Genomic DNA, 23845 nt, shown 5'->3' with positions numbered 1-23845 from the left:
CTAATCAAAAACCAATTCAACCCGCTCTCGTCCAAGCAGGACTCGCAAGTCATCTATCAGTTGATCGGTGGGCGTCACCCGCCACTCGGTACCGAGCGTCAATCGCACCCGGGAGCCGGGGCGACGATAGTTTACCTGAACCGGACAGACTCCGGCACGGGCGGGCTCCAAAATCTCGCACAAACGCGGGAAAAAGCGATCATCAATCCGCTGTTCATCGAGGGAGATGCGGATTGCTCTGGCAAAACGCTCCCTCGCATCGTTGATATCCAGTAATTCTCGAGCCGACATTTTAAGGCCACCGGAGAAGTCATCAAAGCTGACCTGTCCAGAAACCACCAAAATGCGGTCTTTTTGCATCAATTCTTCATATTTTTCCAGCGCTTCACTGAACAGGGTCACATCGAGGCGACCGGAACGGTCGTCCAGGGTGAAGATCCCCATCTTGTTGCCACGCTTGGTCACCATGCTGCGGGCCGCAATCACCAGCCCCGCCGCCGTGGTTACGGTATCGCGGGAGGTGGGATGCAGATCGCACAGGCGACCCGAGGTATAACGACGCAATTCGCTGCTGTACTGGTTGATGGGGTGGCCGGTGAGATAGAGTCCGAGGGTCTCGCGCTCCCCTTCCAGCCATACCTTGTCAGGCCAGTGCGGCACGTTGGCAAACGCCTTCTTGACGTCGTCAATCTCTTCGGTGAGCACGCCGAACATGTCGACCTGCCCCACCGCCTGCGCCTTGGCGTGCTGCTCGGCGGCACGCATCGCCTCCTCCAGCGTCGCCATCAGGGCGGCGCGGTGGGGGCCGAGCCGATCCATGGCGCCGGAGAGGATCAGCTTCTCCATCACCCGCTTGTTGAGCTTCTTGATGTCGACCCGGTTACAGAAGTCGAACAGATCGCGGAACGGGCCGTCCTGATCCCGGGCGCTCAAGATCGCATCGATGGGGCCTTCACCGACTCCTTTCACCGCCCCGATCCCGTAGACGATATGGCCATCTTCGTTGACCGAGAAGCGATAGCGGCCGGTGTTCACATCCGGCGGGATCACGGTGAGCCCCATCCGCTGGCACTCATCCACCAGGGTCACGATCTTGTCGGTGTTGTCCATATCGGCGGTCATCACCGCCGCCATGAACTCGGCCGGGAAGTGGGTCTTGAGCCAGAGGGTCTGGTAGGAGACCAGCGCGTAGGCGGCGGAGTGGGATTTGTTGAAGCCGTAGCCCGCAAACTTCTCCACCAGATCGAAGATCTTCATCGCCAGTTCGCCGTCGACGCCATTCTTGACGGCGCCCTCCTCGAAACCGGCCCGCTGCTTGGCCATCTCCTCGGGCTTTTTCTTGCCCATCGCCCGGCGCAGCATATCCGCGCCACCCAGCGTATAACCCGCCAGGGTCTGGGCAATCTGCATCACCTGCTCCTGATAGAGGATGATACCGTAGGTCGGTTCCAGAATCGGTTTCAGGCTCTCGTGCTGCCACTTCTCGTCCGGATAGGAGATCGCTTCATTACCGTGCTTGCGGTCGATGAAGTTATCCACCATGCCAGACTGGAGCGGGCCCGGTCGGAACAGGGCCACCAGTGCGATCATGTCTTCGAAACAGTCGGGGCGCAGCCGCTTGATGAGATCCTTCATGCCGCGAGATTCCAGCTGGAATACCGCTGTTGTCTCGTAGCGCTGCAGCAGGTCGAACGACTTCTTGTCATCGATGGGGATGGCGGCGATATCGACCGGCGGCTTGCCCTCTTTGGCAAGACGCGGGTTTATCATACCGAGCGCCCAGTCGATGATGGTGAGGGTCCGCAGACCCAGGAAGTCGAACTTCACCAGACCGGCGTACTCCACGTCGTTCTTGTCGAACTGGGTGACCGGGTGATGGCCTTCGTCATCGCAGTAGAGCGGCGCAAAGTCGGTGATCTTGGTGGGTGCGATCACCACGCCACCGGCATGTTTACCGGCGTTGCGCACCACCCCTTCCAGGCGACGTGCCATGTCGATGAGGTCTTTGACCTCCTCATCCTGCTCGTAGAGCTCGGGCAGCTTGGGCTCGGCCTCGAATGCCTTGGCAAGCGTCATGCCCGGATCCGGCGGGATCAGCTTGGAGATGCGATCCACAAAGCCGTAAGCGTGGCCCAGCACCCGGCCTACGTCCCGCACCACCGCCTTGGCCGCCATGCTACCGAAGGTGATGATCTGGGAGACCGCGTCCCGGCCGTACATGTCGGAGACGTGCTCGATCACCTCATCGCGTCGGTCCATGCAGAAGTCGACGTCGAAGTCGGGCATGGATACCCGCTCGGGGTTCAGGAAACGTTCGAACAGCAGGTCAAATTCCAGTGGGTCGAGGTCGGTGATCTTGAGGGCGTAAGCCACCAGAGAGCCCGCCCCCGAGCCCCGGCCCGGGCCAACGGGAATGCCGTTGTCCTTGGACCACTGGATAAACTCCATCACGATGAGGAAGTAACCCGGGAACCCCATCTGGTTGATCACTTTCAACTCGATGTCGAGACGCTCGTCATACTCGGGCCGGCGCTCGGCCCGCACTTGCGGATCCGGGAACAGGAACTCGAGACGCTCCTCCAGACCCTCTTTCGACTTGGCCACCAGAAAATCTTCGGTAGTCATGTCGCCAGTCGGGAAGTTGGGCAGGAAGTATTCGCCGAGACGCACCGTCACGTTGCAGCGTTTGGCGATCTCCACCGTGTTTTCCAGCGCTTCGGGAATGTCGGCAAACAGCTCCGCCATCTCCTCCTGACTACGCAGGTACTGCTGCGGGCTGTAGCGACGGGGGCGGCGTTTGTCCATCAGGGTATAGCCATCGTGGATGGCAACCCGGATCTCGTGGGCGTCGAAGTCATCGGCGTTGAGGAACACCACCTCGTTGGTGGCGACCACAGGCAGCTCGAACTCGGTGGCGATGGCCACCGCCATGTGCAAGTAGACCTCTTCGTCGGGTCGACCGGTACGCAGCAGTTCGAGGTAGTAGGCATCCGGGAAGTGGGTCTGATAGAAGGCGACACACTGCTCGGTCATCTGCCGGTTGCCCTTGAGCAGGAACTTGCCCACATCCCCCTCGCGCCCGCCAGAGAGGACTATCACCCCCTTGGCATGCTCGGCGAGCCAGCTCTTGTCAATAACCGGACGCCCCTGCACGTGGCCGCGCTGGTAACCGCGGGAAATAAGCAGGGTGATGTTCTGGTAGCCGTCGTTATCCATGGCGAGCAGGGTGAGACGGAACTGCTCGTCGCCGAGCTCATCGCTCTGCACCCAGAAGTCGGCCCCGACGATGGGTTTGATCCCCTTGCCGTGAGCTGCGCCATAGAAGCGCACCAGACCGCACATGTTCATCTGGTCGGTCAGCGCCAGCGCCGGCATGTTGTTGGCCGCCGCCGCCCCGACGATGGGATTGATCTTCTGCAGGCCATCGACCATGGAGAAGTCGGAGTGGACTCGCAGGTGGATAAAACGGGGTTCAGCCATCGTCATCTCCTCTCGCTGCTCAAACTAAATGGCATGGTCTACTCGATCCCCAGTGCGCGGCGCACCGGTTTGAAGCTCTTGCGATATTCGGGCAACGGGCCCCGTTCGGCCAGAATGGCGAGGTGCTCAGCGGTCGGATAACCCTTGTGGCGGGCAAAACCATACTCGGGATGACGGCTGTCCAGCTCGGTCATCTCCGCATCTCGTGTCACCTTGGCGAGGATAGAAGCGGCGCTGATGGCGGCCACCAGGCTATCGCCCTTGACCACGGCACGCGCTTCCATCGGCAATGCCGGGCAGCGGTTGCCATCGATAAAGACCAGCTCGGGGGTAACCTTCAACCCCGCCACGGCGCGCTGCATCGCCAGCATGGTGGCATGCAGGATGTTGAGCTCGTCGATCTCCTCCGGAGTGGCGCGACCGATGGCCCAGGCGAGCGCTTTTTCTTTGATCTCGTCAAACAGGGCGAGGCGCTTCTTCTCGGAGAGCTTCTTGGAGTCGTTGAGCCCCGCGATCGGATTGGCGGGATCGAGAATGACCGCAGCGGTGACCACGTCACCCACCAGGGGGCCACGACCCACTTCGTCCACACCGGCAACCAGCTTGTCGTCAGGAATATCGATCATCATCTTGTAGCCTTGAATCAAAACAGGCCCCGTGGGGCCTGACAAGGGTCGACTGGCGCGGCATTACCGCTCGAAAACGAATGAACGGGTAGCGCGGCGCAATCGACGGTCCGAAATAGCGTTATCTGCCGAGCAGATCCGCCACCGCATCGGCGGCCTGCGAGTCGGCATTGCAGCGGATCAGCTGGTGCAGCTCGGTGAAGGTGTTGACCAGCGCACTGTTGTCGTGCTCGAAGTACTTGCTCACCTCTTCCACCAGATTCTCCGGGGTGCACTCGTGCTGGATGAGTTCCGGCACCAGCATGCGACCGGCCAGCAGGTTGGGCAGAGAGACAAATTCGGTCTTCACCAGTCGCTGGGCCAGCCAGTAGCTGAAGGGCTTGAGCTTGTAACCCACCACCATCGGCTTTTTCACCAGCATGGCTTCGAGCGCTGCGGTGCCGGAGGCCAGCATCACCACGTCAGCGGCGATCATCGCCTCGCGGCCCTGCCCTTCCAGCAGCACCATGTCGAGACCCGGCGCTACCTCGGCCTTGATGGCCATAAACTGCTCACGCCGTTTCTGGTTGACCAGCGGCACGATGAAGCCGAGATCCGGATAGCGCACCGTCAGGTGTTTGCACGCCTCGAGAAACAGGGGGGACATAAAGCCCACTTCTGCGGTGCGGCTGCCCGGCAGCACCGCCAGCCAGCGGCGATTGGCATCGATACCGAGATTGCGACGCACGGCGGCCTGATCCGGCACCAGCGGAATATCATCCGCCATGGTGTGACCGACAAAACGGCAAGGGGCGTCGAAGCGGTCGTAGAAGGCTTTCTCGAATGGCAGGAAGGCGAGCACCATGTCGGTGGCGGCCTTGATCTTGTGAATGCGGTTCTGGCGCCAGGCCCACACAGAGGGGCTGACATAGTGAACCGTCTTGATACCGGCGCGGCGCAGTTTCAGCTCCACTCCGATATTGAAATCCGGTGCATCCACGCCGATGAAGATATCGGGCGGATTGGCAATAAAGTGGCGCAGCAGTTCGCGACGGACCTTGAGGATGCGCGGCAGACGGCCCAGCACCTCGGTGATCCCCATGACGGAGAGCTCTTCCATCTCGAACAGCGCCTTGACGCCGAGGGCCTGCATCCGCGGCCCTGCGATCCCTTCGAACTGCGCATCCGGGTAGCGGGCTTGCAGCTCGCGCACCAGACCGGCAGCCAGAATGTCGCCGGAGACCTCTCCGGCGACGATACCGATACGAACCTGATCAGGCACGGATGATCCCGCGCTCGTTATCTTTGAGGAAGTCCACATAGAGCTGGATGGCCGGTTCGGCTTGCGCCATCTCGATCAGCACCGGCAGCACCTCTTCGATGGTCTTGCCGGAACGGAAGATCTCTTTGTAGGCACGCTTGACGGCAGAGATGGCCTCGGCGCTGAAACCGCGGCGACGCAGACCTTCAGAGTTGACCCCGAACGGCTTGGCGTAGTTGCCGGCGGCCATTACGTAAGGCGGCACGTCCTTGTTCAGGGCGGCGCAGCCACCGACGAAGGCGTGGGAGCCGACGCGGCCAAACTGGTGAATGGCGGAGAGACCACCAAAGATCACGAAGTCACCGATCACCACGTGGCCCGCCAGGGTCGCGTTGTTGGCGAAGATACAGTTGTCACCGATGATGCAGTCATGGGCAACGTGAACGTTGACCATGAACAGGTTACCGCTGCCCACTTTGGTCAGGCTCTGATCCTGAATGGTGCCACGGTGGAAGGTGCAGTTCTCGCGAATGACGTTGTTGTCGCCGATCTCGAGGAAGGTGCGCTCACCGGCATACTTCTTGTCCTGGCAATCCTCACCGATGGAGGTGTGCTGGAAGATCTTGTTGCCGCAACCAATCTTGGTCGGGCCCTTGATCACCACATGGGAACCTACCCAGGTGTTGTCACCGATTTCCACCTCGGCGCCGATGACAGAAAAGGGGCCGATTTCAACCCCTTTACCGATCACGGCAGACTCATGGACGATGGCAGTATCGTGAATGATGGCAGTCTGGTCGATCACGTGTGTTAAACCTCGCGTTTGGCGCACATCAGCTCGGCGGTACAGACCACTTCACCGTCGACGGTGGCGACACCGGTGAACTTGGCAATACCGCGACGCTCTTTCAGGAACTCCACGTCCAGCACCAGTTGGTCACCGGGGCCGACTGGGCGCTTGAAACGAGCGTTGTCGATTGAGGCAAAATAGTAGAGTTCGTTGGGAGACGGCTTGCCCACCATGGTAAAGGCCAGGATACCGGTGGCCTGTGCCATCGCTTCCAGGATCAGTACGCCCGGGAACACCGGCTTGGCCGGGAAGTGCCCCTGGAAGATCGGCTCGTTGAACGAGACGTTCTTGATGGCGCGCAGGGTTTTGCGCTCATCGCTGATCTCGTAGTCGTCTACACGATCCACCATCAGAAACGGATAACGGTGGGGCAGCAGATCCATGATTTCCTGGATACCCAGGCTCTTCTTTTCAGTAGTCAAAACAGTACCCTATACCAATCGTGATTATTCTTGATCCAGCTTCTTCTCAAGCTTGCTTAACCGCTTGTGCATCTCTTCGATACGCATCACCCGGGCGGCGGTCTTGCGCCACTCTTTATTGGTTTGCAGAGGGATGCCGGAAGAGTAGACACCGGGCTCGGTAATGGGTCGCATCACCATGGCCATACCGGTAACGGTGGCCTGGTCGCAGATCTCCATATGCCCGTTAAAGACGGAAGCGCCGCCAATGATACAGTATTTGCCGACCTTGAGACTACCAGCCATCACGGTAGAGCCCGCTACGGCGGTGCCGTAGCCGATCTCCACGTTGTGGGCGATCTGGCACTGGTTGTCGATGATGACGTTGTCAGCGATGCGGGTATCTTCCAGCGCACCGCGGTCAATGGTGGTACAGGCACCGATCTCGACCCGGTTGCCAATGGTCACACCGCCGAGCTGGGGGATCTTGATCCACTCGCCACGCTCGTTGGCATAACCGAAACCATCGGCGCCGATCACTGTGCCGGATTGAACCAGACAGTCGGTACCCATGGTCACATTGTGATAGAGGGTGACGTTGGCCCAGAGCCGGGAGCGTGCTCCCAGCCGGGTATTTTTGCCAATAAAACAGCCCGGGCCAATGCGTACATCGTCACCCAGCACGACGCCGGATTCGATCACTGCATTGGCGCCGATGGCCACTCTCTCGCCCAGTTGCACGTCAGCCGCGATAACGGCGCTCGGATGAATATCCGTGGCCGGCTGCGGGGTAGTGTCCAGCAGTTGGGCTACCCGGGCAAAGCCCACATAGGGGTCTTTGAGCACCAGGGCATTGGTGGGACAAAATGGCAGATCCGCTTCGGTAATGAGCACGGCGGTCGCCTTGCTCTGCTCCAGATAGTGCCGGTACTTCTTGTTGGACAGGAAGGTGATATCCCCCTCCCCGGCCTTTTCCAGTGTCGCTACCTTGCGGATTTCCAGGGTTCCGTCGCCATGGACCTGGGCCCCCAGTTGCTGGGCCAGCTGTGCGAGAGTGAATGCCATCAATTAGTTGCTCTTGCTTACCTGAGAAATAACCTGGCCGGAGATGTCCAGCTTGCTGGCGGCATACGGGGCGGCATTGCGCTCCAGCACCAGATCGTAACCATTGCTCTTGGCGATGGAATCGATGGCAGCCTGTACCTTGGTCAGGATCTTGTTACGCTCTTCGGACTGACGGCGACCGTTGTCCTGCTCAAAGGCTTGACGCTTCTGGTTGAACTCCATCTGCAGCTTGGCCAGCTTCTCCTGGTTCTGCTTCTTCTGCTCGGCGCTCATGAAGGCTTCATCCTTGCGGAACTTCTCGACCAGCTTCTGGCCTTCCTGTTCCAACTTCTGCAGCTCACGCATGCGCGGCTCGAATTCACCTTTCAGCTTGGCTGCAACGGCTTCACGCTGGGGCAGCTTTTGGAAGACTTCGCCCATATCCACCACGGCGATCTTGGTCTCAGCGAAGGCAGAACCCATGCCGGCAGCCATCAGTGCAAAGCTCAAACCAGCTACTTTCAACGCTTTATTCACACTTACTCCTTGTTCCCTCATGGCGAGGGCTACCTGATTTACCCGATTATGCAAGCGGCGTTAGGACCGTCTTGTTACCTGGTGAGGCACGCATACCGCGCGTCCCATCATTGAAGCCCCCCACCGCATGGGTGGGGGCGAAACTCTGCTTAGAAAGTACGACCGATGTTGAAGGAGAAGACTTCGGTGCGATCCCCTTCGTATTTCTTGATCGGCTTGGCCAAGGCAAACACCAGCGGGCCCATCGGCGAGAGCCACTGCAGGGAGACACCGGCAGAGACCCGGATATTGCCCGGGTTGGAGTAGTCCTGGCTCAGATAGTTGCAATCAGAACCGGCGGCGCAAGGATATGCCCCGTTGGCAAAATCAGTGCTCCATACGGTACCTGCGTCCATAAAGACGGTTGAACGGATCTGCGGACGATAGGTCTCGGAGACGAACGGGGTCGGGAAGACAAGCTCCAGTGAGGCGACGGCCAGAGCGTTACCGCCCACCGAGGTGTCGGAACCTTCGTAGTAGCCAGTTTCACACGGCTGAGAACCCGTGCAACTGCCAGCACCCGGCTTGTTGTAGGTCTTGTAGATCGCCTTGGGACCAATGGTATTGCTCTTGAAGCCACGTACCGTATCGAAACCACCGGCATAGTAGTTCTCGAAGAACGGCAGCATGGAGTCATCGCCATAGCCGTTACCGTAGGAGACACGACCCTTGCCGATCATTACCCAACTGTGATCCGCATCGAGCGGGAAGTAGTGGGCATCTTCGGCAGAGAGCTTGTAGTACTGCAGCTCCATGCCCGGTACGGTCACCTTGGCGTTGATACGCTGACGATCGCCAGAAGTCGGGAACATCCCCTTGTTCAGGGTAGAGCGGGTCCAGCCAGCGGTGACATCGACGGTCACAAAGTCGAGGTTGGAACCATCCTGTGAATAGGCATTCCAGAACTGATCCATCTGTACCGACTGGCGGTTATCATTCCACTGATCCCAGCAGTAGGTATTGCCATCAGTATCCGGATTGTCCTTCAGACACTCCTGATAGTTCTGGGCATTGAATGACGGACGGCTCAGCTTGGTGCTCTCGATACCGGTACTGAAGTCGAGACGGTTGAACTCGTTGACCGGGAAGCCGCTGGAGAGACGGAAACCGATGGTTTCGTTCTCGTAATCGACAATATCGGCATCATCGGCGCGGAACTGGTTGTAGTAGACCCGACCACCCAGGCTGACACCATCCACGGTGAAGTAGGGGTCGTTATAGCTCAGGTCAACGTTCTTGGAGTAGTCGTTGGTGCTGGCGTTGATGGAGACCTTCTTACCGGTACCCATAAAGTTGTCCTGAGAGATCCCCGCCTGCAGGCTCAGACCCGATTCGGTGCCGTAACCGATACCGGCGTTGATGGAGCCAGCAGGCTGCTCCTTGACCTTGAAGTCGAGGTCAACCAGATCATCGTTGCCCGGCACCCGTTTGGTGTCCACTTCGACGCTCTCAAAGTAGCCAAGGCGGTTGAGACGGCTCTTGGACTGCTCGATGTTGTCGGAGGAGAGCCAGGTGCCCTCCATCTGGCGCATCTCGCGACGCAGTACCTGATCTTCGGTGGTGGCGTTACCGCTGAAGTTGATATTGCGTACATAGACACGGGGGCCCGGCTCAACGTTGACGATCAGCTCCACTTCCTTGGTCTTGTCATTGATCTGCGGGAAAGTGACCACTTTCGGATAGGCGTAGCCGTAACGGCCGAGGAACTTGGAGAGCACCTCTTCGGTATGAGTCACCTGACTGGCAGAGTAGGTGCTGCCGGCAGCAATCGGGATCAATCCCTTCATCTCGCCACCGCGATCGATCAGGTCCCCCTTGAGCTGGACACCGGAGACCTTGTACTGATCCCCTTCCTTGATGTTGAGGGTGACGTAGACGCCCTTCTTGTCGGGGGTCATGGAGACCTGGGTAGACTCCTGCTGGAAGCGGATATAGCCGCGGTCCATGTAGTAGGAGCGCAGGGTCTCGATATCACCCGCCAATTTTTGCTTCTGATAGCGCTGATCGGCGGTGAAATTCCACCAGGGCACTTCGTCGCGCAGGGAGAGCTGGGCAATCAGCTTATCTTCAGGGAAGACGCTGTTGCCGACGATGTTGATCTGCTGGATCTTGGCCGCTTCCCCTTCCACGAAGGTGAACTTGAGATCGACCCGGTTGCGCGGCAACGGGGTGACGATCGCCTTGACCTTGGCGGAGTATTTACCCACGCCATAGTAGAAATCTTCCAGTCCCTTCTCGAGGGAAGTGAGCACGGTGCGATCCAGCGGATCGCCCACACGGATACCGGAGGACTCCAGACTCTGGGTCAGTTGCTCCTCTTTGATATCCTTGTTGCCAGCAAACTCGATGCTGGAGATGGTCGGACGCTCCTTGACCATCACCTGCAGCACCTGGCCGTCACGGTAAACCTTCACATCCTCGAAGTTACCCGAGGCATAGAGCTTTTTGATGGCGCTGGCCAGAGCCACGGAGTCGACGGTATCACCGACCCGGATCGGCAGGTTCAACAGTGCGGCACCCAGGGTCACCCGTTGCAGACCTTCGACCTGGATATCTTGCACCACAAAAGAGGCAGGGGCCGCCTGGGCCAGGAAACTGGCACCCAGCAGGCAACTCAACACCAATGCTTTTTTAACAGCCATTTTGTTCTTATGTGTCCTTGTTGATGCTCTGGCCTCAGAGGCGAGCGAAATCGTTAAACAGCGCAATGCCCATCAATAACATCAGAATGGCGGCGCCGATCCTGAAACCCACTTCCTGTATTTTCTCTGATACCGGCTTGCCGGTGACCGCTTCGATAAGGAAATAGACCAGATGGCCACCATCGAGCACCGGCAGGGGGAACAGATTGATAATCCCCAGGTTGACACTGATCAGCGCCAGAAAACTCAAGAAATAGACCAGACCATAGTCGGCACTGCTGCCGGCGCCCTTGGCAATGGAGATGGGGCCACTCAGGTTGTCCAGCGACACGATGCCACCGATCAACTTGCCAATCATGTCAAAGGTGAGCGTGATCAGGCTCCAGGTCTTGTCCGCGCCATGCCACAGCGCCTGCAAAGGCCCATACTGTAACAGAATTCGATATTCATCCGGTAATGGAACCAGTTGTGGCGATAGACCGACGAATCCTACCAGCTTGCCCTGCACCTTGCGGCTATCCGGGGTCAGGGTCACGTTGAGATCACTGTTGTTGCGCTCAACCACCACTTGCAGGGGTTCGCCCGGTGCCTGCTGCACCAGCTCGACAAACTGGGCCCACGCGGTAATAGGCTGATCGCCGACCTGTTTGATACGGTCACCAACCTGCAGCCCCGCCTTTTCACTGGCACTCTTGGCCACCACGGCAGCCACGACGGGCAGCACTTTGCCACTCAGGGGGACGATCCCCAAGCTGCCGATGGGCGACTCTTTATCCGGATCGAAGGTCCAGCCGGTCAGCGACAAGGTTTTATCGGTGGCATAGCTGGTATTGGGTGCCTGCACCTTGAGAGTCACAGCATCGTCACCCAGATGGCTGATAAGGGCGTAAGTGACGCTCTCCCAGTCACCGGTCTGCTCATCGCCGACCCCGACAATCTCCATCCCCGGCAGCACACCCGCCTCGGCAACTATGGATGCCGGACGCACCTCACCGATCACCGGCTTGACGCTCGGCACCCCGATGATAAACATCAGCCAGAGGGCAAACAGGGCAAAGACGAAGTTGGCCATGGGACCTGCGGCGACAATCGCCATCCGCGCCCAGACACTCTTGTGGTTGAAGGCATACTGCTCGTCACCGGGCTTGAGTTCATCGACCCGGCCATCGAGCATCTTGACGTAACCACCGAGCGGGATCAGCGCCAGCACATATTCGGTGCCATCTTTACCCATCCGGCGCCAGATCGCCTTGCCAAAACCGATAGAGAAGCGCTCAACCTTGACGCCACAACGACGGGCCACCCAGAAGTGACCAAACTCGTGCACCGCGACCAGCAGGCCCAGCGCAACAACAAAGGCACCGATATTCCACAACACACCGCCCATCAGCCAAGCTCCTCAATCAAAGTGTGAGCACGGGCTCTTGCCGCACCGTCCAGGGCAAACAGATCATCGAGCGAGCCGACGGCGCTGCTCTCCAGCGCCAGCATCACTGCCTCGTTGATCCGGGCAATATCCATAAAGCCGATGCGCCCGGCCAGGAAGGCGGCAACCGCCTCCTCGTTGGCCGCATTGAGCGCAGTGGTCGCCGCTTGTCCCTTCTGGCAGGCATTGATGGCCAGCGCCAGACAGGGATAGCGATCATAATCAGGCCGGATAAAGCTGAACTCTCCGACACTGAAGAAATCCAAAGGTTCCACACTGGAGGGGATGCGATTGGGATAAGCCAGCGCATGGGCAATGGGGGTACACATATCCGGATTGCCAAGCTGAGCCAGCACGGAGCCATCCTTGTACTGCACCATGGAGTGGATCACCGACTGCGGGTGGATCACCACCTGGATCTGCTCGGGCGCCGCATTGAACAGCCAGCGCGCCTCGATGTACTCCAGCCCCTTGTTGATCATGGTGGCGGAATCGACCGAAATCTTGGCCCCCATCGACCAGTTGGGATGAGCGATGGCCTGCGCCGGCGTCACCTTCGCCAGCTCGCTGATCTCGGTGTAACGGAACGGGCCGCCGGAGCCGGTCAGCAAAATCTTGCTGATCCCCGCCGCCGCCAGATCGCAAAAACCGGGCTGGCGCTGCACGGCGGTCGGCAGACACTGGAAGATGGCATTGTGTTCGCTGTCGATGGGCAGCAGCTCGGCGCCATGTTCGCGCACGGCTTCCATGAAGAAAGCACCGGACATCACCAGCGCCTCCTTGTTGGCCAGCAAAATACGCTTGCCGGCACGTACCGCGGCCATGGTCGGGGCCAGTCCGGCCGCGCCCACAATGGCGGCCATCACGCTATGGGCGTCGGGGTGAGCGGCAACCTCGCAAAGGGCTGCTGCACCAGACATGACCCGGGTCGCACTGCCGTGCGCTTTCAGACGGGCAGCCAGTTCACGGGCGGCATCCTCATCGACCATCACGGCAAAACGGGGGGAGAATTCGAGGCAGTCCCGCAACATGGCATCCACGTTGCGGGCGGCGGTCAACGCCAACACTTGCCAACTGCCCGGGTTATGGCGCAGCACTTTCAAGGTACTCTGACCGATGGAGCCGGAGGCCCCCAGAATAACCAGTGACTTGTGCATCAAAACTCCTGACTGAGTAGCAGATAACTGAGCAGAAACACCGGCAGGGCGGCGGTCAGGCTGTCGATCCGGTCGAGAATGCCGCCATGACCCGGCAACAGGGTGCCGGAGTCCTTGATGCCCGCTTCGCGCTTGAACATGCTCTCGGTCAGATCGCCGAGTACGGAGGCAAGCACCGCCAGCAGGGAGCAAAACAGCACGGTGATCATCTTGGCAGGAACAAATCCCATCGACCAGGTAACGCCGATGGCCAGCAGGCTGGCGGTAAAGAGGCCGCCACACATCCCTTCGATGGTTTTGCCCGGACTCACAGCCGGTGCCAGCTTGTGCTTACCGAACGCCTTGCCGAAAAAATACGCGCCAGAATCTGCCGCCCAGACCAGTCCCATCACGAACAACAGGATCCAGGCGCCCATCATGGGGTCATGGTAAAAGTTGTAACCACGGATGGCGACCAGCGACCAGAAGAAGGGAACCAGGGTCACCAGACCAAACAGCGACTTGAGCCAGATAGACTCTTTCCACAGCTTGGCGCTTTGGGGATAACGCAGCACCAGCAGCAGACCCAGCAACCACCAGCTTACCGCGGTCCAGAGCACGCCCATCACGAGGGGGTGCAGGTGGGGCGTCCAGAGTTGCTCCACCGGCAGCCAAAAGAGGCTGGCACCGAGCAACAGACAAAATACGATGGGTAACCATTGCTGCGGAGCAGCAGAGACAAACCCACTCCATTCGCGACTGGCCAACAAAAACACCAGCGCAGCCAACAGGGCAAAAAATTTCAATGGCAGAAAGAAGAGCGCCCCCAACACCAGGGGGATCAACATCAAAGCAGTAATAATTCGTTGTTTTAGCAAAAGAAACCTCTCTCTTGGGAGCGGGGTTTAGCCGGTCTGCTGCTCGGCGATCAATTCCCGTATCTGTTCACCCGTGCAACCGAAGCGACGCTCGCGGGCAACGAAAGAGGCAACCGCCTCACTGAACTCGGCCTCGTTGAAATCGGGCCACAATACCGGGGTAAAATAGAGCTCGGCATAGGCGAGCTGCCATAACACAAAGTTGCTGATGCGATGATCGCCACCGGTGCGGATCAACAGGTCCACGGGTGGCAGATCGGCCATGCAAACCTCACGGGTCAACATGGATTCATCAATGTCGTCAGCGGCCAGTTCACCGGCCGCCACTGCTTTAGCCAGCTTGCGGGCCGCCTGGGCGATATCCCACTGGCCGCCATAGTTGGCCGCAATGTTCAGGGTCAACCCCTTGTTATTGGCGGTCAAGGCTTCCGCCTTGGCGATTTTGGCCTGCAACCGCTCACTAAAGCGAGCAGTATCGCCAATCACCTTGAGCCGGATCCCGTTGTTGTGCAGTTTCTGCACCTCACGACCCAGCACTGTGATGAACAGTTCCATCAAGGCACTGACCTCCCCTTCCGGGCGGCGCCAGTTCTCGCTGGAGAATGCAAACAGGGTCAATGCCTCGATCTTGGCACGCGCAGCAAAGGTAACGGCCTCGCGCACTGACTTGACGCCCGCCTTGTGGCCATAAACCCGCATCTTGCCTCGGTTCTGGGCCCAGCGACCGTTACCATCCATGATGATGGCGACGTGACGGGGTAAAGACGAGTTGGCACAATCACCCAACGCAGCCAAAAGCGACATGTAATTCTCCCACAAAGACAAAAGCGCCGTGCAGGGGCACTACACGGCGCTCGTAATATACCTTTCAGACGGTTAGATTTCCATTAGCTCCTTTTCCTTTACGGCAAGGGCCTCATCGACCAGCTTGATGTAGGAGTCGGTCAGTTTCTGGATCTCTTCCTGGGCGCGACGGTCGTCGTCTTCGGAGATCTCTTTGTCCTTCAGCAGCGCTTTCAGATCGGCGTTGGCGTCACGACGGATGTTGCGCACGGCAACACGGGCATTTTCCGCTTCGGCACGGACGATCTTGGTCAGGTCGCGACGACGCTCTTCGGTCAGCGGCGGCAGTGGCACGCGCAGGGTCTGGCCATTGCTGGACGGGTTCAGGCCCAGATCGGAGGTCAGGATCGCCTTCTCTACCGCCTGGATCATGGAGCGGTCAAAAATGGAGATGGAGAGGGTGCGAGCATCTTCTGCCACGACGTTGGCCAACTGTTTCAGCGGAGTGGCAGCACCGTAATACTCAACCTGGATGCCGTCGAGCAGGCTCGGGTGAGCGCGGCCGGTACGGATCTTGGACATTTGAGTCTTGAGCGCTTCTACGCTCTTGCCCATACGGTCCTTGGCGTCGTTTTTAATCTCGTTGATCACAGTGGTTTTCCTTTTGGCGAACGAGCCGCTACACGGCCCGTGTCTATCTTATTTACTGACGTGATGGATAGGATAAGAGCGCCAGGTGGCTCACTTTTATCTTATTTACCAACGTGGTGGATCAGAGTGCCTTCCGGTTCACCCATGACAACCCGGCGCAGGGCACCCGGTTTGTTCATGTTGAACACGCGGATCGGCAGATCATGGTCACGTGCCAGGGTAAAGGCAGCAAGATCCATCACCTTGAGCTCTTTTTCAAGAACTTCATCATAACTCAGTTCATGATACAGCACGGCATCCGGATTCTTGACCGGATCTTCGTTGTATACACCATCAACCTTGGTGGCTTTGAGCACCACGTCAGCTTCGATCTCGATCCCGCGCAGGCAAGCCGCAGAATCGGTAGTGAAGAAGGGGTTGCCGGTACCGGCAGAGAAGATAACGACTTTGCCAGCACGCAGCTGGCTGATTGCCTCGGCCCAGCTGTAGGAGTCGCAGACGCCTTGCAGAGAGATGGCAGACATCAGACGGGCATTCACATAAGCACGATGCAGGGCATCACGCATGGCCAGACCGTTCATCACGGTTGCCAGCATACCCATGTGGTCGCCCACCACGCGGTTCATGCCCGCTTTGGCAAGACCGGCACCACGGAACAGGTTGCCGCCACCGATGACCAGACCGACCTGAACACCCAACTCAACCAGTTCTTTGATCTCTTGGGCCATCCGCTCCAGCACCGCCGGATCAATGCCGAAACCCTCGGATCCTTGCAGGGCTTCACCACTCAACTTCAGAAGAACACGTCTGTATGCAGGTTTGGGATTGGTACTCATGTCACTGATTCCTGGTCATATAAAGACCGCGACATAAGTCGCGGTCTGGGGAAACGGAAAAACCGGTTCGATTAGGCCTTTTGAGCGGCCGCGATTTGGGCTGCAACTTCAGCAGCGAAATCGGTCTCTTGCTTCTCGATGCCTTCGCCCACTTCGAAACGGGTGAAGGAGACAACGTCAGCGCCTTCTTTCTTCAGCAGCTCGGCAACGGTCATGGAAGGATCTTTCACGAACGGTTGACCAGTCAGGGAAACCTCACCGGTGAACTTCTTCATGCGGCCTTCAACCATCTTCTCGGCGATCTCTTTCGGCTTGCCGGAGTTGATGGCGATGTCGATCTGGATTTCGCGCTCTTTGGCAACGACTTCAGCAGACACGTCTTCAGGCTTGACGAATTGCGGGCTGTTGGCAGCAACGTGCATGGCCAGATCTTTGGCCAGCTCGGCAGAACCACCGGTCAGCTTGGTGATAACACCAATGCGGGAACCGTGAACGTAGTACCCAGGTTGTCACCTTCAACCAGCATCACGCGACGCAGGTTCATGTTCTCACCGATCTTGGCGATCAGGTTGGTGATGGTCAGCTCGACGGATTCGCCGTTACCGAAGTCAGCGGCTTTCAGCGCGTCAACGTCAGCAATTTTCTGGGTCGCAGCGATGTCAGCGATCTTCTGGCCCATTGCCATGAAGCTGGCATCTTTGGCGACGAAGTCGGTTTCGCTGTTCAGCTCGATCATGACGGCAACGTTGCCTTCGGTACGAGCAAAGATAACGCCTTCAGCGGCGATACGGCCAGCTTTCTTGGCGGCTTTGGCCTGACCGGATTTGCGCATGTTCTCAATTGCCAGCTCGATATCACCAGCAGCTTCTTCCAGTGCTTTTTTGCAATCCATCATGCCAGCGGCAGTGCGCTCGCGCAGTTCTTTTACCAGGGCGGCAGTAACGTTAGCCATGTCCAGTATCCTCGGTCTTGAATTGACAAGAAACAGGGGCCACAGGGCCCCTGCTAACCAATTACATCAGCTTGGTTAATAAGGGCTTTACAGTCCTTATCAATTACTCAGCTTCAACGAAGCCATCTTGTTCGGCTTGAACAACGATGTCCTGAGCGCGAGCTTCCAGTACGGTGTCAGCAGCAGCATTCAGGTACAGCTGTACGGCACGGATAGCGTCGTCGTTACCCGGGATGACATAGTCAACGCCGTCCGGGTTGGAGTTGGTATCAACGATGGAAACTACCGGGATACCCAGGTTGTTGGCTTCTTTGATAGCGATGTGCTCGTGGTCGGCATCGACAACGAACAGAACGTCAGGCAGGCCGCCCATGTTCTTGATACCACCCAGGCTCTTCTCCAGCTTTTCCATTTCGCGAGTACGCATCAGCGCCTCTTTCTTGGTCAGCTTGTCGAAGGTACCGTCCTGGCTCTGGGTTTCCAGATCTTTCAGGCGCTTGATGGACTGACGAACGGTTTTCCAGTTGGTCAGCATGCCGCCCAGCCAGCGGTGGTTAACATAGAACTGGTCGCAACGCTCAGCGGCTTCTTTTACGGCTTCAGACGCGGCACGCTTGGTACCTACGAACAGTACCTTGCCTTTCTTGGCAGCTACGGAGCTGATGAAGTTCATGGCATCGTCAAACATCGGAACGGTTTTTTCCAGGTTGATGATGTGAACTTTGCTGCGAGCACCGAAGATGTAGGATTTCATTTTCGGGTTCCAGTAACGAGTCTGGTGACCGAAGTGAACGCCGGCTTGCAGCATGTCGCGCATAGAAACTTTAGCCATTTTATACCTCTGTATTGGGGTTAGGCCTCCACACATCCCATATAACCGACCCGTTAAGGCACCCCGGCATATGTGTCGATGTGTGTGTGTTGTTTAAGTAAGGGTGATGAAATCGGGACGCAAGTTCCCCATTCCGGCGCGCTTTATACCATAACTTTGTTCAGGACACCACCGGCCGACACCCTAAACAGGTGTAAATATGAATCCCGCCAGAGGATGCTGCGACGCCGATTTGACGTTGTGATGACAATCACACTGGAAGTACGCGGGGGTTGCGGATAAAATTTTGCCCTGATTGCAAACGCATCTATTTTTCATTACCTGTCCTGTCTGCCCTCGCAGGCCCAGCGGCAGGCCGCAAGAGAGATCCCATGTCCATTAAAATCAAGACACCGGAAGAGATTGAAAAGATGCGCGTTGCCGGCCAATTGGCCGCCGATGTGCTGGTCATGATTGCGCCCCATGTCAAAGCTGGCGTCACCACTGACGAACTGAACACCCTCTGCCACGACTATATTGTTGACGTACAACAGGCGGTTCCAGCTCCGCTCAACTACCACGGCTTCCCCAAATCCATCTGCACCTCGGTAAACGATGTGATCTGCCACGGCATCCCGAATCACAAGAAGCTGCGTGATGGCGACATCATCAACCTGGATATCACCGTCATCAAGGATGGCTACCACGGCGATACCTCGGCCATGTTCATCGTGGGGGAAACCACCCCGCTGCGCCGCCAGCTCTGCAAGGTTGCGCAAGAGAGCCTCTACGCCGCCATCAAGAAGGTGCGTCCGGGTGCCTGTATCACCGAAATCGGCGCAGTGATCCAGCCCATCGTCGAGAAGGCCGGCTTCTCCGTGGTGCGTGACTACTGCGGTCACGGTATCGGTGCCGAGTTCCACGAAGAGCCGCAGATCCTCCACTACCGCAACAGCGGCAAGCTGGAGCTGAAAGCGGGCATGTGCTTCACCATCGAGCCCATGGTCAACAGCAAGAAGTATCACTGCAAGGTCAATCCGAAGGATGGCTGGACCGTGACCACCAAGGATGGCGGCGACTCCGCCCAGTGGGAACACACCCTGCTGGTGACCGAGGATGGCTGCGAGGTGCTCACCTTGCGCCCCGATGACACTATCGACCGCTTCATCAAACACAGCTAACATCGAACCCCGGCCCTGAACTTCCAAAGCGCCGGGGTTTTTACTTGTTGTTTCAGCCGTTTGCCTGCCACTGTGTGTGAGATGCCATGGACGCCAGCCTGCTTTCCCCCCATTTGTTACCCGATGACCAGCTCACTCGCGACAACTGCAAAGAGTACCTGAGCCGCTTTCTCGGCTGGCTGCACGCCCGTTTTGATGCCGGCGACAACATCATCGAGCTGGTCGCCACCCGCTCCGAGTACATGGATCAGCTGCTCTGCCGGCTGTGGCAGAAGTTCGGCTTCGACAAGAGCGACCTCACCCTGATCGCGGTGGGGGGGTATGGTCGCGGCGAGCTGCACCCCCACTCCGATATCGACCTGCTGATCCTCTATGACGGCGACGAGCTGGACGAGGTGCTGGGGCTGCGGATCGGCGAGTTCATCACCTTGCTGTGGGATCTCAAGCTGGAGGTGGGTCAGGCGGTGCGCAACGTGGCGGAGTGTCTCGAGCAGGGGCGCGCCGATATTACGGTCGCCACCAACCTGATCGAAGCGCGCTACATCACAGGTCGCCAGGAGGGATTCAAGCAGCTCAAAGAGGCCACCGGCCCCCAGCACTTCTGGCCAAGCGAAGCCTTCTTTCGCGCCAAGCGCCAGGAGCAGGCGGAGCGTCATCAGCAGTTTCTCGGCACCGCCTACAAGCTGGAGCCCGATCTCAAGAGCAATCCGGGTGGCCTGCGGGATATTCAAACCCTCGCCTGGGTCGCCCGCCGCCACTTTGGCGCCACCACCTTGTTCGAGATGACCAGCCACGGCTTTCTCAACCGCGCCGAGTATCGTGAGCTGCTCGACTGCCAGAATTTTCTCTGGAAGGTGCGCTTTGCCCTGCATATGGCCATCAACAAGGGAGATAACCGCCTGCTGTTCGATCGCCAGCGCACCGTGGCCCAGATGCTGGGGTTCGAGGGGGAAGGCAACACTCCGGTCGAGCAGATGATGAAGCGCTTCTACCAGACGGTACGGCGGGTCTCCGAGCTCAACGAGATGCTGCTGCAGCTGTTTGACGAGGCGATCCTCGGCAACACCGCCATGGATGTGCGCCGCCTCTCCGACGAGTTCCAGCTCCGTGGCCGCCTCATCGATGCGGTGGATGCGGAGCTGTTTAGCCGTGAACCGGCCGCTATCCTGCGCCTTTTCTATCAAATGGCCCAGCATCCCGAGATTGCGGGCATCCACTCGGCCACCCTGCGCCAGCTGCGCGAGGCACGCCGCAAACTCAACTGCTGGTTGCAGGACTTGCCTGACTGCCGTCGCCTCTTTATGGCGCTGCTGCGCCACCCCAACGGCATCGGCCTGCCGCTCACCCTGATGCACAAGTACGGCATCCTCGCCGCCTATCTGCCGCAATGGAACCTGATCGTCGGCCAGATGCAGTTCGACATGTTCCACGCCTACACGGTGGATGAGCACACCCACCGGCTGCTCAAGAACATCCACCAGTTCCCCAATCCGGCCAGTCGCCAGAGCCACCCGCTCTGCCACGAGGTGTTCACCCGGCTGCGCAAACCGGAGCTGCTCAGCATCGCCGCCCTGTTCCACGACATCGCCAAGGGACGGCGCGGCGATCACTCGGAACTCGGCGCCGTCGATGCGCTGGAGTTCTGCCAGCTGCACGGTCTGGATCGCTACGAGAGCCGACTGGTCGCCTGGCTGGTGCGCCACCATCTGCTGATGTCGGTCACCGCCCAGCGCCGCGATATCTACGATCCCGACGTGGTCACCGACTTTGCCCAGAAGGTGCGCGACGAGCAGCATCTCGACCTGCTCTACTGCCTTACCGTGGCCGATATCTGCGCCACCAACGATACCCTGTGGAACGACTGGAAGGGCACCCTGCTGCGGGAGCTCTACTTCGCCACCCAGAAGGCGCTGCGCCAGGGGTTGGAGAACCCGCCCGACATGCGGCTGCGCATTCGCGAAAACCAGCGTCAGGCCAAGCAACTGCTGGCGCAACGGGATGTATCGGAAGAGGCAATCAATCAGCTCTGGGCCGATTTCAAGGCTGACTACTTCCTGCGTCACAGCCCGGAGCAGATCGCCTGGCACTGCCGCCACATCATTGAGCATGGTGACAATCCGGCTCCGCTGGTGATCATCGGCAAACACCCTACCCGTGGCGGCAGCGAGGTGTTTATCTACTGCCGCGATACCCCGAATCTGTTTGCCACCGTCGCCTCGGCACTGGATCAGAAGAACCTCAACATCCACGATGCCCAGATCATGAACTCGCGCAGCAACTTCGTGCTCGATACCTTTGTGGTGCTGGAGCCCAACGGCGAACCCATCAGTCCCAACCGCACCACCACCATCAAGAAGGCGCTGGAGAAGGCGCTGCAGGAGCCGGGCAAGCTGGTGCTGCGCAACAAGCCGCTGTCACGGCGCCACCGCCAGTTCAGCGTGCCGACCCGGGTCGTTTTTCTGCCGCACAAAGGGGAAAGCCGCCACACCCTGATGGAGCTGACCGCCCTCGATACTCCCGGCCTGCTGGCGCGGATCGGCGCCGTGTTCCAGCAGTGCGGCCTGTCGCTGCACGCCGCCAAGATCGCCACCTTCGGCGAACGGGTCGAGGACTTTTTCAGTCTGACCAGCCTCGATGGCGAGCCATTGACGGCAGAGCAGCAACTGCAGCTGGAAGAGCGGCTGGTGCATCAGCTCAATCCGCAGCAATTTGCCATGGAGTGAGTGCAATCTGATTCGAAAGAGGCTGTTTTCACCTCCGTTTTCCCATACCAAACAAATGGTTGGCTGGGAAATATGAAAGAAATGGTCGCTGGCCGGAAGAATTCCGGTCAGCCACTTAAAAACAGTCGGAAAAGTGTGATACAACAAACAGAATTTTTTAAAGGAAACCTGTCATGACCGAGTTGCAACAGATCATTGAAGCGGCCTTCGAGCGCCGCGACACCATTACCCCGAGCACTGTGGACAGCGCTACCAAATCCGCCATCCTGCAAGTCATCGAGCTGCTGGACTCCGGCAAGGCCCGGGTTGCCGAGAAGATCGCCGGTGAGTGGGTTGTTCATCAGTGGCTGAAGAAGGCGGTACTGCTCTCGTTCCGTATCAACGACAACGGCATCATCAAGGGCGACGACGCCCAGTACTACGACAAGGTTCCCCTCAAGTTCTCCAACTACACCGAAGAGCAGTTCAAGGCTGCCGGTGTACGCGTGGTGCCGCCGGCGACCGCCCGCAAAGGCTCCTTTATCGCCCCCAATACCGTGCTGATGCCCTCCTATGTCAACATCGGCGCTTTCGTTGACGAAGGTACCATGGTCGATACCTGGGCTACTGTCGGCTCTTGCGCCCAGATCGGTAAGAACGTCCACCTCTCCGGCGGCGTCGGCATCGGCGGCGTACTGGAACCGCTGCAGGCCAACCCGACCATCATCGAAGACAACTGCTTTATCGGTGCCCGATCCGAAGTGGTTGAAGGGGTGATCGTCGAGGAAGGTTCCGTCATCTCCATGGGCGTCTTCATCGGCCAGTCCACCCGCATCTATGACCGCGAAACCGGCGAGATCCACTACGGCCGCGTACCGGCTGGCTCCGTGGTCGTCTCCGGCTCCCTGCCCTCCAAATGCGGCAAGTACAGCCTCTACGCGGCGGTGATCGTCAAGAAGGTGGATGCCAAGACCCGCGCCAAAGTCGGCATCAACGCCCTGCTGCGCTCCATCGACGAGTAATCAGCATTGCTGTGATGAAAAGGGCGCCTGATGGCGCCCTTTTGATTTTGGCGCCCCTGTCACAGGCAAGCCATGAGGCATCGGTTAAGATGGATGGGACAGGATCGTTTCAAACCGAGGAAGCCTGATGTACGAGAATCTGAAGAGCCTGGGGATCCAGGATCCCGCCTCCGTCGACAGCTACACCCTGCGCCAGGAGGCCAACCACGACATCCTCAAGATCTACTTCAAGAAGCAGAAGGGCGAGTTCTTCGCCAAGAGTGTCAAATTCAAGTATCCCCGCCAGCGCAAGACCATGCTGGTCGACTCCGGTACCCATGAGTACAAGGATGTCACCGAGATCAACGCCAACCTCAAGTATGTGGTGGATGAGCTGGACAACCTGACCCAGGGCGTTCATCAACAGGCCGACCCGGACATCAAGCAGAAGATCCTGCGCGACCTGCGCCATCTGGAAAAAGTGGTGCAGAACAAGATCAGCGAAATCGAGCGGGATCTGGAGAAACTCTAATCCCCCCGACTCGACAAAAGAGCGCCCAGGTGGCGCTCTTTTTATTGGCTGATTACTGGATGACTTTATCTGGCTATAAGGTTGATCTGGTGATGGT

General features: G+C 58.5%; 19 protein-coding genes and 1 pseudogene. 4 read left to right on the top strand and 16 right to left on the bottom strand.

Going from position 1 to position 23845, the window contains the following annotated elements; genetic code table 11:
• The 16 genes and pseudogenes from dnaE to rpsB form a co-directional block, all read right to left on the bottom strand.
• On the bottom strand, window positions 1-3480 hold the full coding sequence (dnaE, locus tag ACTG2O_RS09065) for a DNA polymerase III subunit alpha (protein ID WP_043818966.1): 3480 nt from the start codon (window positions 3478-3480) through the stop codon (window positions 1-3).
• 38 nt (window positions 3481-3518) lie between these two features.
• Complete coding sequence (gene rnhB, locus ACTG2O_RS09060) at window positions 3519-4109, bottom strand: ribonuclease HII (protein WP_043818967.1); 591 nt, start codon at window positions 4107-4109, stop codon at window positions 3519-3521.
• 118 nt (window positions 4110-4227) lie between these two features.
• Window positions 4228-5367 (bottom strand): lipid-A-disaccharide synthase, encoded by a 1140-nt coding sequence (lpxB, locus tag ACTG2O_RS09055; RefSeq protein WP_439975627.1) that lies wholly within the window; start codon window positions 5365-5367, stop codon window positions 4228-4230.
• The gene (lpxA, locus tag ACTG2O_RS09050) at window positions 5360-6151 is read right to left on the bottom strand and encodes an acyl-ACP--UDP-N-acetylglucosamine O-acyltransferase (protein WP_439975626.1); all 792 of its coding nucleotides are present in this window, start codon (window positions 6149-6151) and stop codon (window positions 5360-5362) included. Before lpxA ends, lpxB begins: the two co-directional genes overlap by 8 nt.
• Window positions 6152-6156: 5 nt before the next feature.
• A complete protein-coding gene (fabZ, locus tag ACTG2O_RS09045; RefSeq protein ID WP_005338559.1) occupies window positions 6157-6618 on the bottom strand; it encodes a 3-hydroxyacyl-ACP dehydratase FabZ in 462 nt (153 codons plus the stop codon).
• 24 nt (window positions 6619-6642) lie between these two features.
• The gene (lpxD, locus tag ACTG2O_RS09040) at window positions 6643-7662 is read right to left on the bottom strand and encodes a UDP-3-O-(3-hydroxymyristoyl)glucosamine N-acyltransferase (RefSeq protein ID WP_088869967.1); all 1020 of its coding nucleotides are present in this window, start codon (window positions 7660-7662) and stop codon (window positions 6643-6645) included.
• Window positions 7663-7665: 3 nt separating this feature from the next.
• The gene (locus ACTG2O_RS09035) at window positions 7666-8178 is read right to left on the bottom strand and encodes an OmpH family outer membrane protein (RefSeq protein ID WP_005338563.1); all 513 of its coding nucleotides are present in this window, start codon (window positions 8176-8178) and stop codon (window positions 7666-7668) included.
• A 149-nt stretch (window positions 8179-8327) separates the two neighbouring features.
• Window positions 8328-10859 carry an outer membrane protein assembly factor BamA gene (gene bamA / locus ACTG2O_RS09030; protein WP_019445221.1) on the bottom strand — a complete coding sequence of 844 codons (2532 nt, stop codon included), beginning with the start codon at window positions 10857-10859 and terminating at the stop codon, window positions 8328-8330.
• A gap of 34 nt (window positions 10860-10893) precedes the next feature.
• Window positions 10894-12246: a sigma E protease regulator RseP gene (gene rseP / locus ACTG2O_RS09025; protein ID WP_005338567.1), complete on the bottom strand. Its 1353-nt coding sequence runs from the start codon at window positions 12244-12246 to the stop codon at window positions 10894-10896.
• Window positions 12246-13442, bottom strand: a complete 1197-nt coding sequence (gene ispC, locus ACTG2O_RS09020) for a 1-deoxy-D-xylulose-5-phosphate reductoisomerase (RefSeq protein ID WP_005338569.1) — start codon at window positions 13440-13442, stop codon at window positions 12246-12248. The genes rseP and ispC overlap by 1 nt, the downstream gene beginning before the upstream one ends.
• Window positions 13442-14299: a phosphatidate cytidylyltransferase gene (locus ACTG2O_RS09015; RefSeq protein WP_026034918.1), complete on the bottom strand. Its 858-nt coding sequence runs from the start codon at window positions 14297-14299 to the stop codon at window positions 13442-13444. The genes ispC and ACTG2O_RS09015 overlap by 1 nt, the downstream gene beginning before the upstream one ends.
• Before the next feature lie 27 nt (window positions 14300-14326).
• Window positions 14327-15103 (bottom strand): polyprenyl diphosphate synthase, encoded by a 777-nt coding sequence (gene uppS, locus ACTG2O_RS09010; protein WP_005338574.1) that lies wholly within the window; start codon window positions 15101-15103, stop codon window positions 14327-14329.
• A 72-nt stretch (window positions 15104-15175) separates the two neighbouring features.
• Entirely contained in the window at window positions 15176-15733 is a 558-nt protein-coding gene (frr, locus tag ACTG2O_RS09005; protein WP_005338576.1) for a ribosome recycling factor, read from the bottom strand.
• Between the two features lie 101 nt (window positions 15734-15834).
• The gene (pyrH, locus tag ACTG2O_RS09000; RefSeq protein ID WP_005338577.1) at window positions 15835-16569 is read right to left on the bottom strand and encodes a UMP kinase; all 735 of its coding nucleotides are present in this window, start codon (window positions 16567-16569) and stop codon (window positions 15835-15837) included.
• Window positions 16570-16640: 71 nt separating this feature from the next.
• Window positions 16641-17521, bottom strand: a pseudogene (gene tsf, locus ACTG2O_RS08995) (translation elongation factor Ts).
• A gap of 103 nt (window positions 17522-17624) precedes the next feature.
• Window positions 17625-18353: a 30S ribosomal protein S2 gene (rpsB, locus tag ACTG2O_RS08990; RefSeq protein ID WP_005303470.1), complete on the bottom strand. Its 729-nt coding sequence runs from the start codon at window positions 18351-18353 to the stop codon at window positions 17625-17627.
• Window positions 18354-18724: 371 nt separating this feature from the next.
• Here rpsB and map point away from each other — a divergent pair, with 371 nt between their 5' ends.
• The 4 genes from map to ACTG2O_RS08970 all read left to right on the top strand — a co-directional run bounded on the left by map (window position 18725) and on the right by ACTG2O_RS08970 (window position 23748).
• A complete protein-coding gene (gene map / locus ACTG2O_RS08985) occupies window positions 18725-19513 on the top strand; it encodes a type I methionyl aminopeptidase (RefSeq protein ID WP_005338579.1) in 789 nt (262 codons plus the stop codon).
• 86 nt (window positions 19514-19599) lie between these two features.
• Window positions 19600-22236, top strand: coding sequence for a bifunctional uridylyltransferase/uridylyl-removing protein GlnD (glnD, locus tag ACTG2O_RS08980; protein ID WP_439975625.1), 2637 nt, complete (start codon window positions 19600-19602; stop codon window positions 22234-22236).
• A gap of 173 nt (window positions 22237-22409) precedes the next feature.
• Window positions 22410-23237: a 2,3,4,5-tetrahydropyridine-2,6-dicarboxylate N-succinyltransferase gene (dapD, locus tag ACTG2O_RS08975; RefSeq protein ID WP_108570428.1), complete on the top strand. Its 828-nt coding sequence runs from the start codon at window positions 22410-22412 to the stop codon at window positions 23235-23237.
• A gap of 127 nt (window positions 23238-23364) precedes the next feature.
• Window positions 23365-23748, top strand: coding sequence for a DUF3461 family protein (locus tag ACTG2O_RS08970; RefSeq protein WP_005338583.1), 384 nt, complete (start codon window positions 23365-23367; stop codon window positions 23746-23748).
• The last annotated feature ends 97 nt before the right edge of the window (window positions 23749-23845 follow it).

The sequence above is a fragment of the Aeromonas sp. 61P genome, from assembly GCF_051919545.1.
GTDB lineage: Bacteria > Pseudomonadota > Gammaproteobacteria > Enterobacterales > Aeromonadaceae > Aeromonas > Aeromonas veronii.
Note: the sequence above shows the minus strand (reverse complement) of the source record. Positions and strands in the feature narration are given on the sequence as shown.